This window comes from Terriglobus roseus, assembly GCF_900102185.1.
GTDB classification, from domain to species: Bacteria; Acidobacteriota; Terriglobia; order Terriglobales; family Acidobacteriaceae; genus Terriglobus; species Terriglobus roseus_A.
Map to the genome: position 1 here is coordinate 2,212,752 of NZ_LT629690.1, position 12,531 is coordinate 2,225,282.

At 58.0% G+C, this 12,531-nt stretch carries 17 protein-coding genes; 7 read left to right on the forward strand and 10 right to left on the reverse strand.

Translation table 11 applies throughout. The annotated features are described in order from the left end of the window. Positions 1-57: 57 nt before the first annotated feature. The 8 genes from BLT38_RS09320 to BLT38_RS09355 form a co-directional block, all read right to left on the reverse strand. Positions 58-918, reverse strand: a complete 861-nt coding sequence (locus BLT38_RS09320) for an EF-hand domain-containing protein (RefSeq protein ID WP_083344928.1) — start codon at positions 916-918, stop codon at positions 58-60. A 137-nt stretch (positions 919-1,055) separates the two neighbouring features. Next, positions 1,056-1,721, reverse strand: a complete 666-nt coding sequence (locus tag BLT38_RS09325) for a LolA family protein (protein ID WP_231966839.1) — start codon at positions 1,719-1,721, stop codon at positions 1,056-1,058. A 72-nt stretch (positions 1,722-1,793) separates the two neighbouring features. Beyond that, a complete protein-coding gene (locus BLT38_RS09330) occupies positions 1,794-2,306 on the reverse strand; it encodes a type IV pilin protein (RefSeq protein ID WP_083344930.1) in 513 nt (170 codons plus the stop codon). 114 nt (positions 2,307-2,420) lie between these two features. After that, positions 2,421-2,936, reverse strand: coding sequence for a DUF3224 domain-containing protein (locus tag BLT38_RS09335; protein WP_231966840.1), 516 nt, complete (start codon positions 2,934-2,936; stop codon positions 2,421-2,423). A gap of 324 nt (positions 2,937-3,260) precedes the next feature. After that, complete coding sequence (locus BLT38_RS09340; protein WP_083344931.1) at positions 3,261-4,139, reverse strand: glycine betaine ABC transporter substrate-binding protein; 879 nt, start codon at positions 4,137-4,139, stop codon at positions 3,261-3,263. Continuing rightward, positions 4,136-4,768, reverse strand: a complete 633-nt coding sequence (locus BLT38_RS09345; protein WP_083344932.1) for an ABC transporter permease — start codon at positions 4,766-4,768, stop codon at positions 4,136-4,138. Before BLT38_RS09345 ends, BLT38_RS09340 begins: the two co-directional genes overlap by 4 nt. Continuing rightward, positions 4,765-5,541 carry an ATP-binding cassette domain-containing protein gene (locus BLT38_RS09350; RefSeq protein ID WP_083344933.1) on the reverse strand — a complete coding sequence of 259 codons (777 nt, stop codon included), beginning with the start codon at positions 5,539-5,541 and terminating at the stop codon, positions 4,765-4,767. The genes BLT38_RS09345 and BLT38_RS09350 overlap by 4 nt, the downstream gene beginning before the upstream one ends. Positions 5,542-5,547: 6 nt before the next feature. Continuing rightward, a complete protein-coding gene (locus BLT38_RS09355) occupies positions 5,548-6,384 on the reverse strand; it encodes an ATP-binding protein (RefSeq protein WP_083347011.1) in 837 nt (278 codons plus the stop codon). Between the two features lie 195 nt (positions 6,385-6,579). Here BLT38_RS09355 and gap point away from each other — a divergent pair, with 195 nt between their 5' ends. Further along, positions 6,580-7,587, forward strand: a complete 1,008-nt coding sequence (gene gap, locus BLT38_RS09360; RefSeq protein ID WP_083344934.1) for a type I glyceraldehyde-3-phosphate dehydrogenase — start codon at positions 6,580-6,582, stop codon at positions 7,585-7,587. Positions 7,588-7,656: 69 nt separating this feature from the next. On the opposite strand, the gene BLT38_RS09365 is transcribed toward gap, so the two are convergent. Further along, the gene (locus BLT38_RS09365) at positions 7,657-8,166 is read right to left on the reverse strand and encodes a DinB family protein (RefSeq protein ID WP_083344935.1); all 510 of its coding nucleotides are present in this window, start codon (positions 8,164-8,166) and stop codon (positions 7,657-7,659) included. A 70-nt stretch (positions 8,167-8,236) separates the two neighbouring features. Between BLT38_RS09365 and pyrE the strand changes: the two genes are divergently transcribed. Continuing rightward, positions 8,237-8,845, forward strand: coding sequence for an orotate phosphoribosyltransferase (gene pyrE / locus BLT38_RS09370; RefSeq protein ID WP_083344936.1), 609 nt, complete (start codon positions 8,237-8,239; stop codon positions 8,843-8,845). On the opposite strand, the gene BLT38_RS09375 is transcribed toward pyrE, so the two are convergent. Further along, the gene (locus tag BLT38_RS09375; RefSeq protein WP_083344937.1) at positions 8,842-9,045 is read right to left on the reverse strand and encodes a hypothetical protein; all 204 of its coding nucleotides are present in this window, start codon (positions 9,043-9,045) and stop codon (positions 8,842-8,844) included. The two genes, pyrE and BLT38_RS09375, sit on opposite strands and share 4 nt — an antisense overlap. 58 nt (positions 9,046-9,103) lie before the next feature. Between BLT38_RS09375 and BLT38_RS09380 the strand changes: the two genes are divergently transcribed. The 5 genes from BLT38_RS09380 (at position 9,104) to BLT38_RS09400 (ending at position 12,462) form a co-directional block, all read left to right on the forward strand. After that, entirely contained in the window at positions 9,104-9,949 is an 846-nt protein-coding gene (locus tag BLT38_RS09380) for a PGN_0703 family putative restriction endonuclease (protein ID WP_083344938.1), read from the forward strand. A 52-nt stretch (positions 9,950-10,001) separates the two neighbouring features. Beyond that, positions 10,002-11,096 carry an S-methyl-5-thioribose-1-phosphate isomerase gene (gene mtnA, locus BLT38_RS09385; protein WP_083344939.1) on the forward strand — a complete coding sequence of 365 codons (1,095 nt, stop codon included), beginning with the start codon at positions 10,002-10,004 and terminating at the stop codon, positions 11,094-11,096. Continuing rightward, positions 11,080-11,388, forward strand: coding sequence for a permease (locus BLT38_RS09390; RefSeq protein WP_083344940.1), 309 nt, complete (start codon positions 11,080-11,082; stop codon positions 11,386-11,388). The genes mtnA and BLT38_RS09390 overlap by 17 nt, the downstream gene beginning before the upstream one ends. Before the next feature lie 95 nt (positions 11,389-11,483). Continuing rightward, on the forward strand, positions 11,484-11,927 hold the full coding sequence (gene mscL / locus BLT38_RS09395; RefSeq protein WP_083344941.1) for a large conductance mechanosensitive channel protein MscL: 444 nt from the start codon (positions 11,484-11,486) through the stop codon (positions 11,925-11,927). Between the two features lie 97 nt (positions 11,928-12,024). Beyond that, on the forward strand, positions 12,025-12,462 hold the full coding sequence (locus BLT38_RS09400) for a CYCXC family (seleno)protein (RefSeq protein ID WP_083347012.1): 438 nt from the start codon (positions 12,025-12,027) through the stop codon (positions 12,460-12,462). The last annotated feature ends 69 nt before the right edge of the window (positions 12,463-12,531 follow it).

Here is a 12,531-nt window from a genome sequence, read left to right on the forward strand (position 1 = left end):
GTGTGAGTCGAGAAATGCTCCGGTCAAGTATTTGGACCGGAATAAAGTCAAAACTGATTACTGCTGAGGCTGCTGACCGCCCTGGCCACGACCACCACCAGGACCTCCCGGACCACCAGGACCGCCCGGTCCACGTCCCTGCGGCTGCTTCTCCATGTAAGCGGTGGCCTCGTCCATATCGACCTTGCCGTCGTGGTTCGTATCGATCGCCTCAAACTGCGCCTGCATACGATCGGGCATCTCTTCCTTGGTCAGAGCGCCGTCCTTGTTGGTGTCCCACTCGTCAAAGAGGTGTTCCGCGCGCTGGCGGGGGGTCTGCTGACGCATGCGAAGCTCTGCCACGGACAACGTGCCATCGCCATCCTTGTCCAGCGTCTTCAGCGCTGCAGGCGCATTCGTGATTTCTGTAGCTGAAAGGATGCCGTCCTTGTCTACATCCAGAACGATCATGACGGGGTCCATGCTGCTGAAGTTGCCACGACCAATAGGACGCCCCTGGGGATCGGCCTGCTTGCCGGACATGGCAGCGATTTCCGCCTTCGTCAGCTTGCCATCATGATTCGCGTCGCCCTTTTCAAAGAGCGGCTTCATGCGCTCAGGCACTTCGTCTGCCGTCAGAACACCGTCGCCATTCTTGTCCAGCAGCATCAGGCGCTGCTCAAGATCGCTGCTTGCGGTCTTGTCTTCCAGGCGCGGATTGTATTCCGCTGAGGTGATCTGCCCATCGCCGTTCTTGTCCAACTTCAGCAACGCCTGCGATGCAGCGGCAATCTCCGCTGCCGAAAGCTGGCCATCACCATCCGTATCCAACGCTTCCAGAACGATGCGCTTGGGCGGTCCGCCACCGCCGGGGCCCTGTGCAACAGCGGCCGAGGAAAGAAGAATGGGCAGGGCAAACAGCAAGTGCGATGGCTTCATCGGGAACGATCCTGAGGAGAATGAGGACTGAAAATGTCCTCATTCAGTTGTAGGACATATTTGGTCCTAGATCAAGGACGAAATTCCCTTTTGCAAAGACGCACCATGCGATAAACGACCGTTTGAGAGAAAGATGGCTATGCCGGAGGCAGACCGTCCACCACCGTCACACCAGCAGGAGGAGTGAAACGGAAGTCTGCATCGGAGGCGGCGACGTTCTCTTTCATGTCCCGGAATGCGAACTCCGTTACGGTGCCGTCGATCTCTTCGATACGTAGTCCGGTGATGACTCCCGTAGCGGCGATCACGGTGACGGAGATGCGTTGCACGCGCTGATCGCCAGGCGACATCGCATAGTGCGGCGTTCCGCTTAGAGTGACTTCCCCACTGCCCGCTGGGGTTACCTTCAGGTTGTCCAGTTCTTTTTCCAGCTTCGTATGGCCCAGCAGGAAGCGCAGCGGAGAGCGCATGTCGTCCAGTTGTTTTGCAGGGACGCGTTGCGCCTGCGGATCGCCCGGCGTGTAGCTAATGGCGTATTTGCCGTCGAGCACGAAGAGCTTGCCGTTGCTGTACTGCCAGCGCATACGTCCCGGCTTCTTCAGCAGCAGCGTGCCACCTTCAGTGCGTTGCTGTCCCATGCCACTGTAATGCTCGGTGTACGTGGCGTGCAGCGTGGTCAGGTGGTTGTAGTGGTCGTCGACCTTCGAAGCGATTGCGTGAACATCCTGCGCGTGAGCGGACACTGACAACACAGCGACCGCCGCAAATCCTGTAAGAAACTTCATCGTTTTGCTAAGACGCACAAACTCTCCCTGGAGTCATCCGTACAGACGAAAGGCGCAGCCGAAGCTGCGCCTTCCCAACATCAAACCCGTTTACTGAATGGGCTGTGTGCAGGCGGTGCCCCCCTTGGGGTCGTACTTCACCTGCTGCGAATCATCAGAGCAGAAGCCACGGTCGCCGGTGTTGCCCACCTTCTGCGGAACTGCGGTGATCTCGTACGAGGTGTACTGATCCTGATTGTTAATCGTTACTTTATTGCAGTTCACGAGGGCGAAGGTGTAACCCGCCTTCTGGCCGCCCGCGAGATCCGACGGCAACAGGCCGGCCGCTGCGGGAGTTGGAGCTGCTCCCTTGTCACCACCCAGAGCTGCCAGCGAGCAGGCATAACCGTTAGCCGGATACGTCTGCTGATACTGCAACTGTGCCGCTACGATGGCGCGGATGGACTGGATCGCCGAGGTCTCGTTGCCCTGCCGCTTGATGCGCGTGATGTTCGGGATCGCGAAGGTGGCAATGATGATGATGATCGACATCACGATCAGCAATTCGATGAGCGTAAAGCCCTCATCCTGGCGCGATGCACGGCGGCGGTTCGGTAAAGTCATGCGGATCCTCAACGGAGTTCGAAACGGCTTATAGCCCTGCCGAGAGAGACGGAGGGAAAAGCGAATCGACAACACAAACTGTAGCAAAAAGAAGCCAGACTTGTTCGCCTATGGCTACTTGGCCGGTAATGTGTACGTGAAGTCATAGCTATGGCCGGATTTATCGATCGTGATCTGCAGGGAACCTTCAATTCCCTTCAGCTCTCCGGTGCCGGTGTTTGGCAGAACGGCGATGTCCATCACGCCGGTCTTCGGGTCGGTCGAATCCATCGTCGCCTTGTGTGAGAACACAAACGTCCCGGACTTGCCGTCGATCTTTACGTTCATCGTTTCCAACGCAACGTAGGCCATCGCTGATCCAACCGCAGAAGTGGTCATTTCACCCTTGCTGGTACCTTCGATGCCGCCGCTCCATACCTTGTCGATGGTCATGCGACCGAGCCCCGCAGCTTTGCCGATTTCGCTGGCCTCCGCTGGCTTTACTGACACCTGGAATGTTCCGGTTGCGTGCATCTTGGCAGTCCTTTCAAAGCCCGGTTTCGCTGTCTCGCTTGCGCTTACGACGCTCTGCGAGAAGGCGTGAATCGGCAGCGCCAGCATGAGGAAAGCGGTCATACGAAACAGGAGCATTCGATTCATTCGCCAAGCTTAGCAAATCATCGCCATTGGCCTGCAGATTGGATTGCGATGGGGAAAGAAGCAGCAATATCAATTCAATCCACAGCCAGGCAATACAAACCAACATCAGAACGCCGCTGACTCCCCAAAGTGAGGAAAGCAGCGTCTCGGGGTGCGACGCGTCAATATGTCTGTAGTCTTTGCGAACAAACGCAAGCACAGATATTGCCGTTAGCATGCACGCCAAAATGAGCCTTTTGAGGTTTACTTGCGTCATCTGGATATTTAGATGCGCCTAATGAAGAAAAGGGAGGGTTGAAAACTCCAAAACTGATATCACAACTTGTTTTTTTGTCGGAACGCCTTCACGACCTCGGCGGGATCCCTGTGATCTCCCTCCACGGCGTGGTTCATCGCCTGCATCTGAACCTCGCTGATCTTCCCTGTCAGCATTTGCAGTGCTTTCAGGGCTGCGGGGTGCGCCCGCAGCATGTCCTCCCGGACCAGCGGAACAGCCTGGTACGGCGGAAAGTAGTGGCGATCATCCGCAAGCACCCTGAATCCCAGGGCGGTAATGGCGCCATCAGTGGAGTTGCCACTGACGATATCCACCTGATGGTTTTGTAGCGCGCGATACAACAACCCGAGGTCCATCACGCGAGGAGAATCCGCAAAGTGAAGCCCATACGCGGCCTGGAGTCCGTGAAGACCGTCAGGGCGCTCCTCAAACTCGTATCCAACGCCCAGTCTTAACGAAGGAGCCGCCGGCGCAAGCTGACTCAGGCGGCTGACGTGAAGTCGATCTGCATCTTCACCACGCATCACCATGGCAAAGGTGTTTTCAAAGCCGAGCGAAGGCATTACCAGTACGTTGTATCGTTCGTGATAGATGCGCGCGACCGTATCGAAGACGCGTTGCGGATCGTGATCGAGCGGCTGCTTCAAGATGGAGGTCAGCGCCGTTCCGGTGTACTCCACATAAGCGTCGATGCGACCGGAGACAAGCGCCTGATGTGCGATGTAACTGCCCGCAAGATAGAAACGCCGATCCACTGGCTCACCTTGCGCTTCGATCTCCTGCGCCAGAAGTTCGCCGAGCAGAACCTGTTCTGTGAAGTTCTTTGCGCCGATGACAATGCGCGAGCCACGCGGCGGGTTACATGCGGTCAACGGCAAAAGTAGTAGCAGCAACAAGCATGCCGCCGCGCGCCTCACTGCTGCCTCCGCACTTCCAACCTGCGTTCAATCCAGCCAAGAAACGCATCAGCAAAGAGCGCAAGCAGAGCCGCAGGGACAGCTCCCAGCAAAACGAAGCGGTTGTCTACCGACGCGACGCCACGGAAGATAAATTCGCCCAAACCGCCCGCACCAATCGCCGCCGCAATCGTTGCTACACCGACGCACGTTACGGTCGCTGTGCGCAGGCCGGCTAACAGAACGCTTGCGGAAAGCGGCAATTCCACCTTGGTCAGCCGCTGCCAATCCGTCATGCCGAGAGCGCGACTTACGTCGATCAGAGCCGGGTCGATGCCTTGTATACCCACATAAGTGTTGCGAACAATCGGCAGTAGCGCATAGCCAGTGAGCGCAAGAATAGCGAGCCGCGCTGCGTTATCCCCGAGCCATGGCACCGGCAGCAGTAAGCCGAAAAGTGCAAGGCTGGGAACGGTCTGGACAACGTTCGCAAATCCGATGACAGGTTTGGCCCAACGTTCATGCCGCGTGAGCCAGATGCCCGCAGGAATGGCGATAAGCGAGGCGAACAACATCGCAGACACCGTGAGCCAAAGGTGCTCGAAGGTTAGTTGAAGAAGCTCGTGCAGATGCATGCGGAGGAAGGTCATGCCTCTGCCTCCACAAAGCGCTGTACCGCCGCGACGTATTCCTTCACCTCGGGAATCTGCGAGTGCAGAACATCGCGCGAAGGCAGGTCTGCAACGATACTTCCCTTGTCCACCAGCAGAACGCGATCCGCAAGAAAGACCGCTTCCTGAAGATCGTGCGTAACGATCACGGCAGTCTTCTGCAACTTCTTGAGCAGATCGCGGAGCATGGTCTGCATCTCGGCGCGCGTCAGAGGATCGAGCGCGCCGAAGGGTTCATCCAACAGCAGGATGGCAGGATCAGCAGCCAACGCCCGCGCCACACCAGCGCGTTGACGCTGTCCGCCAGAGAGCTGCCACGGCATGCGATCCGCAAACTTCGATGGATCGAGCCCCGTCATGGCAAGCAGTTCACGAGCTCGCGATTGCCGCTCCGCCAGCGGCTTTCCTGCAAGCTCCAGCGGCATGGCTACGTTGCGTTCGATAGTCAGGTGAGGATAGAGGCCCGTCTCCTGAATCACGTAACCAATGCGGTGGCGCAAGGCCAGCAAATCGCCCTTGCCGACCACTTCGCCGTCGACGAGCACAATGCCGGAGGTCGGTGAGACCAGCCCATTGATGGTGCGTAGCAGCGTCGTTTTCCCGCTGCCGGAGCGCCCTAGCAGCGCCGTGGTCGTTCCGGCAGACAGTTTCAGCGAAATGCCATTCAGAATGACAACGCCCTCGCCGGAGTAACTTCGGGAGGGCGCCGCCTTCACTACTACGTCGCGGATCTCAATGGCCGCGCCGTTCATATGTTCTTACTCAGCCTGCGGTTCGTCCGGCTCGATACCTTCCGATCCGTCCAGATCGGGCGTATCGACATCGGCAGGTACAGGAGCGTTGAAGGCATCATCGCTGACAGCAGCTACCGGAGCTGCTGTGCCCTGGCCCTTGACGCGAACGACCGTGATCTTCGTGAAGCCTTCCTTGAACGACGGCGGACGCAGACGCTCTGCCATCTTCTGCATCACGTCATCGGCGACCCGGCGCTCGCGCTTGCTGTTCCGATCTACGCAGACAGCCAGCGGCACGTCAAAGTACACGGCCTGCACCTCGTAACCGAACGAGCGCGCCATCTTGATCCACTGGCGACGTTCGTGTGCGCTGAGGTTGGTGGCATCCACGTAGTTCCACGGCATCTTGGCAATCAAGCGCGCACGCAAAAGTGAACGCAGTGTGCTGAAGACCAAGCCGCTGTACCGTTGGTCCGTAATGTCGTCAAAAAGGATGTTGCGTAGCATGTCGCTGCTGAGCGGCGTCACGCCACGGCGCTTGAACCAAGTGGTCTTACCGCTGCCGGGAAGCCCAATGGTCAAAACGACATAGCCACGGGGAGCCGACTTGTCGCCTGCCGGGATCGAAGGCGGTTCAACGGGCGCAGCCAGCGATTCCGGCTGCGTTTCCACTTCGATTTTGCCGGGAGCAATTGGCTCTGCCTCAACCGCTTCCGGTTCGGCTTCAGCGGCTATCTCTGCTTTTGCAGGAGCTTCGGGGTAGCTCGGCTGCAGCGCTGCAGGCTGATCCTGTGGGATCTCCTGCCCAATCTTTCCAGTGGCCTCGCTGTTGTTGGGGCCACGCTTACCACGTCTTTTCATCTTGTTGCGGATCCAGTCCCGCATAGCCGGTTTGTAACACACCACACGCCTCAGGCCAAACCCGATGGGAACCTTTGATGGCTCCCCAGGGTTTCACACAGCCGAATTGCGCCACCCCACGGCGCACCCGCTACACTGGTTGCGACGGACGAAACGGCGTTCGCCGTAACCCTGAGAGGAAGCTAAAGACACGTCATGGCAGTAAAGGTAGGCATTAACGGATTTGGCCGTATCGGCCGCAACGTCTTCCGCACCGCAATCGATAATCCTGAAATCGAGTTTGTGGCCGTCAACGATCTGACCAGCCCTTCCACGCTGGCTCACCTGCTGAAGTACGACTCGATTCTCGGCAATCTGAAGCACGAGATCGAAGCTGGCGACGACTACATCAGCGTCAACGGCAAGAAGATCAAGGTTTTCGCTGAGCGCGATCCTGCCAAGCTGCCCTGGGCAGAAGTTGGCGCACAGATCGTGGTGGAATCCACCGGCCACTTCACCGACGCCACCAAGGCCAAGGCCCACCTGGGCGAGACCGTGAAGAAGGTCATCATCTCCGCTCCTGCCACCAACGAGGACGTGACCCTGGTACTTGGCGTGAACAGCGACAAGTATGACGCGTCGAAGCACAACGTCATCTCCAACGCGAGCTGCACCACCAACGGCCTGGCGCCTGTGGTGAAGGTTCTGCACGAGAAGTTCGGCATCACCAGCGGCATTATGACCACGATCCACAGCTACACCAACGATCAGGTCATTCTGGACTTCCCGCACAAGGATCTGCGCCGCGCCCGTGCTGCTGCGCTGAACATGATCCCCTCGACCACAGGCGCTGCCAAGGCGCTGAAGCTGGTTATCCCTGAGATGGACGGCAAGCTCGACGGCTTCTCCATGCGCGTGCCCACGCCGAATGTCTCCGTGATCGATCTCACCTTCAACACGGAAAAGCCGATGACCATCGCCAGCATTAACGAAGCGATCAAGTCAGCCAGCGAAGGCGCGCTGAAGGGCATCCTTGGCTATACCGAGGAAGAACTGGTGAGCAGCGATTTCAAGGGTGACAACCGTTCGTCCATCTTCGACTCGAAGCTGACCAAGGTCATCGGCGACAAGACGGGCAAGGTCATCTCCTGGTACGACAACGAGTGGGGTTATAGCTCGCGCGTGAAGGACCTGATCCTGTTCCTGGTGAGCAAGGGTCTGTAAGTCTTCCGCAATACAAAAAGCTAACGGGTGCGGCTAAGGCTGCACCCGTTTTGCTTTACAGAGAGTTCGCTAGACGACCTTTTCATCCGCGCTTGGACCATACGTCGAAGGCACGTTCACTCCCAGCAGGCGCAGATAGACCGTCAACTGGCCGCGATGATGGGTCATGTGGGTGAAGGTGTCGGCGATCTGATTGATGCGTGTGCCTCCTGCCAGCACCTTATCGCCCATGCGGAAGCTCCACGTCCCGTTCAGGTGGCCTTCGTTCGTGCCTTCGAGAGCAGACTTCCCTTTCACGGTTGAATCATCGGCCAGCTTCAGCAAGGCTGCGGTTGAGTCCGACCCCTTGGCCTGGAAGCTGCTGCGTGCGGAATTGTCAGCGAAATCAAGGCCATCCGTAGCGATCATCATCGCAATCCAAGCAGGCATTTGCGCTACCAGAGCCGCCAGATAACCAAGCTCCATCGACTTGTCATGCGGCTTCCATGAGTTCTTGCCTTCCGGCACTACGGATAGCACCTTCCGGTTCAACGCATGTTCCCGCTGCAACTGGTCCACAAAGAAACGCACTGCATCCATGTCACATCACCTCACGCACAACACGATACTCCGACTTGCTGACTGGCCTAGTCGCTGTTTTGATAGAGACATGGACCTCTCCACTGCTCTGACCGCCGACCGCGCTAAACTTCTCAGCCTGATTGCAGAACTCAGCTTTCGTCTCGGCGATTTCACGCTGGCCTCTGGCGCCAAGAGCGATTACTACATCGACTGCCGCACCACCACGCTGGATGCCGAAGGCGGTCGCCTGAGCGGACTTGTCTTCGCAGAGCTGATTCGCCAACACGCTCCCGGTGCAGTCGCCGTTGGCGGTCTAACGATGGGTGCTGATCCGCTGGTGAGCAACACGGCGTCGGCGTCGGCCTGGTACGCGCTGGATCACGCGGATGCGAAGCCGGTGCATGGCTTTCTGGTTCGTAAAGCGCTCAAGCAGCACGGCACCGGGCGACAGATTGAGGGCTACGTGCGCGAAGGCGCTTCCGTTGTCGTGGTGGACGACGTCTGCACCACCGGCGGTAGCACTATCACCGCGATTGAAGCTGTGAAAGCCGCAGGCATGACCGTTGCAGCCGTGCTCTGCCTGGTGGATCGCGAACAGGGGGGCCGTACCAACATCGAAGCCGCAATCGGCGATGCTCCGTTCGTCAGCGTGTTCACTGCAAGCGACGTGCGCGCGGAGAAGTTGCGGCAGAGCTAGAGGTCGCTCGCTTCAGACACCTCAACCTCAGAACTCTTCACCAGCACCTTGCATTTGCCGCAGTTCGGGCAGGCGCGGCCTTTGCGGTGAAGCACCTGTGAGGTAAGGAAAACTTTGCCGCAGGAAAAGCAGGTGACAGCGGCTGTGTTGCCATACCAGTCTTCGCCCTGTCCCAGATTCGATTTGTCGAGAGTACGCACCTCTCCATGCTATCGGCAATTGCGCACAATTCGCCTTTTCATCGCCTACAATGGAGGCATGGCTGTGCGGACCGAATCCCCGGAACTTGTCGTGCGATCCGCGACGAATCTTCGCCGCGAGATCAGCGCTCGCAACCTTGGCCATGCGTATGAAACCACCTACAGCAGCATCCCTTCCGTGCTGTTTTGTGAAGATGAGAGCGGCCAACACGGCAACTTCCATCCCGCGAGTTACAAACGCATTCTTGCCAATCCTGAATGGGCAGAGCGGCTGAGCAAGACGTACACCGCCTCCAGCCGCATTGCGCATGGCAACGAGCGCAGCCGCGGCGAACTGGATTGTGCAGTGAGTTCCGATGCGCTGCTGATGAACATCTTTTGCCATCCGCAAGCGTTACGGTCGAAACGTCTGAAGCTGCTGCTGAATCTCGAACCAGACACAATGCCTGCATTTGGCTTCCGTGTGCGCACGTCGCTGCGCGATGGCCATGACGACCGCACGGAGATGGATATGCGCATCGACGATCTGCTGGTGGAAGCGAAGCTGAGCGAGTCGGATTTTCAGACGGCGCGACCTGATCTGCTGCGGCGTTATGAAGCGTTCGAGGAGGTTTTCGAGACCGATCAACTTCCGCGCTCACGCAGCCTGTTTCGCGGGTATCAACTTCTCCGTGGAGTGCTGGCAGCGCACTGCAGCGATTCCCGCTTCGCGGTGTTCGTCGATGAGCGCAGACCCGACCTGCAGCGACAATACTTCGCGGTACTCTCTGCCATCCGCTACAGCCATTTGCGCAGCCGCATCCTGATGATCACGTGGCAGGAGATCGCGGCTACGCTGCCCGCTTCCCTGCAGCAGTTTCTTGAAGAGAAATACGGCATTGTTGTAACGCCGAAAACCCGGTGAACGGTGACGCCGGTCACACCTTGCTGTTCACGAAAGCGTAAACTTGTAGGTGATGATTCCTACTCTCGAATGGACCGACCAGGGCGTTCGCTTCCTCGATCAGACGAAGCTTCCGCTTGAAGAAACGTACGTACTCGCCACCAGCTATCAGGACGTTGCCACCGTCATCCGCGACATGATCGTTCGCGGCGCTCCAGCCATCGGCGTATCCGCCGCCATGGGCATGGCACTGGGCATCCAGAACTCGCCCTCGACCACCGTTGCCGCTCTGAGCAAGGATGTGGACGAGATGGCCAAAGTGCTAGCCGCCACCCGCCCAACCGCAGTCAACCTGTTCTGGGCAATTGAGCGCATCCGCGTGCTGTATTACCAGCTTGTCGACAAGCAGCCCGCGAATCTGTCGGAAGCTGAGAAGATCGAGCGCATTCGCGAAGAAGTTCGCGCTGAAGCGCTGCGTATGTACGACGAAGACATTGAAGCCTGCAAGACGATGGGCCGCTTCGGAGCAGAACTGTTGCCGAAGGAAGGCACAGTGCTGACGCACTGCAACGCAGGCGCTCTGGCCACCTGTGGCTATGGAACGGCGCTGGGCGTGATTCGCGCGGCTGTAGAAGCCGGACACAAGATCAACGTGCTGGCCGATGAGACTCGCCCGTACCTGCAGGGTGCTCGCCTGACCGCGTGGGAACTGCTGCATGACGGCATCCAGACCTCAGTGCTTTGCGACAACATGAGCGGCGCGCTGATGCGCAAAGGTCGCATTCAGGCAGTCATCGTCGGTTCGGACCGCATTGCTGCCAATGGCGATGTGGCCAATAAGATCGGCACTTACTCCGTCAGCGTTCTGGCGAAGGAACATGGCATTCCGTTCTACGTTGCCGCCCCTTGGTCCACCGTAGACATGGCGACGAAGCACGGCGATGACATTCCAATTGAAGAACGCAGCGCCTACGAAGTAACGCACTCCAACGGCAAGCAGATGACGCCGGACGGCTGCGGCATTGAAAACCCTGCTTTCGACGTCACCCCGGCAAAGTACGTGACCGCCATCATCACCGAGCGCGGCGTGCTGTATCCGCCGTACGACGAGAGCATGCGTGCCATGGAGGCCGCAGTTAAAGCAGAAGCCAATGGCGTACCTGCATAACCATCACCGGATTGCATTTATGGATTGGCGCCAGCGTTCGCTGCTGCGCGCCAATCTACTGGTGCTCCTGAGCCTGACGGTCTCATTCTGGCTGTCGAATTTCCCATATAACAGGGCCAATCCTTGGCTTGTGATTCCACTGCTGTTTTCCTTGATTGGAACGGTGGATACGTTGCGCTGCATGCGCACGAAGTGGAACTGGTACCACGGCGGTGTGGTGCTCTGTGCCTACATGGACCTGATGTGCGTCTGCGTCATCCTGTTCTTCCTGGTCTATCCGTTCTGGCTGTAGTACCGCGAAATTTTCGATCACGCAAAAATCATGCGCTCCCATAAACGCGCGGCGGCATGTATGCTGTCCCCAATGTAAGGGGGGCAATACTCCACATGCTGAAGGGCTTTCGCGATTTCATCCTGCGCGGCAACGTTGTTGATCTGGCAGTCGCGGTCATCATCGGTGCGGCATTTGCGGCCATCACGGCATCGGTAACGGCAGACATCATCACCCCGTTTATCGCTGCGATTGTTGGCGCACCGGATTTCTCCAACCTGGTTGTTCACGTTCCCACACTGCGCCATGTAGTACCGCCAAATCCCCTGCCTGCGGGTTATATTCCGCCGGGTGAACTTCACGTTGGCAAATTTCTCAATGCAGTCATCAACTTTCTGATCAACGCAGCAGCCATCTACTTCATGATCGTGATGCCTATGAAGTATGTGATGGCAAAGTTCGAGACGCCCGCAGTGGCCACTACAAAGCCTTGCCCGGAATGCCTGTCTGACATCCCGGTGGACGCCAAGCGCTGCAAATTCTGCGCGCAACCGGTGTAACTCTCCAGCAATTGTTCATGAACCGGAAGGGGTCGCAGATGCGGCCCCTTCTGCTTTGACAGAACGCTGGCAGCAGACCCGCGCTATGATCGTATGCATGAAGCGCGTACTTGCTCTTGTCGCCGTTGCCGTCCTTACCGTAGCCGCATGTGCACAGTGGTCGAACCCTTCGAAGGATATTCCGGCCTACAACGCCTCCGCGCCCACCAAGGCCCTGCCGCCGATCCTGCATGACGCGCAACTGACAGGCGTGTACTTCTCGCACCCGTACCAGGTAACGGTTTACAAGATGGCAGCAAAGGTTTCGCCGGTGCTGCACCAGATGCCCTGCTACTGCCGTTGTGATCTCGGCATGGGCCACAACAGCCTCCACTCCTGCTTTGAAGGCCTGCACGGAGCCGAATGCTCCACCTGCATGAAGGAAGCCGCCTTCACCTACCAGCAGACAAAGCTGCACAAGTCTCCTGCACAGATTCGCGCCGCCATTGAAAAGGGCGACTGGATGAATCTGGATCTGGAACACGTCAGCCTGTAAAACCCTCTATGCAAAACGTGAAAGGCCGCGATTCATCATCGCGGCCTTTCGTTGTTTGTGAAGAAGTGA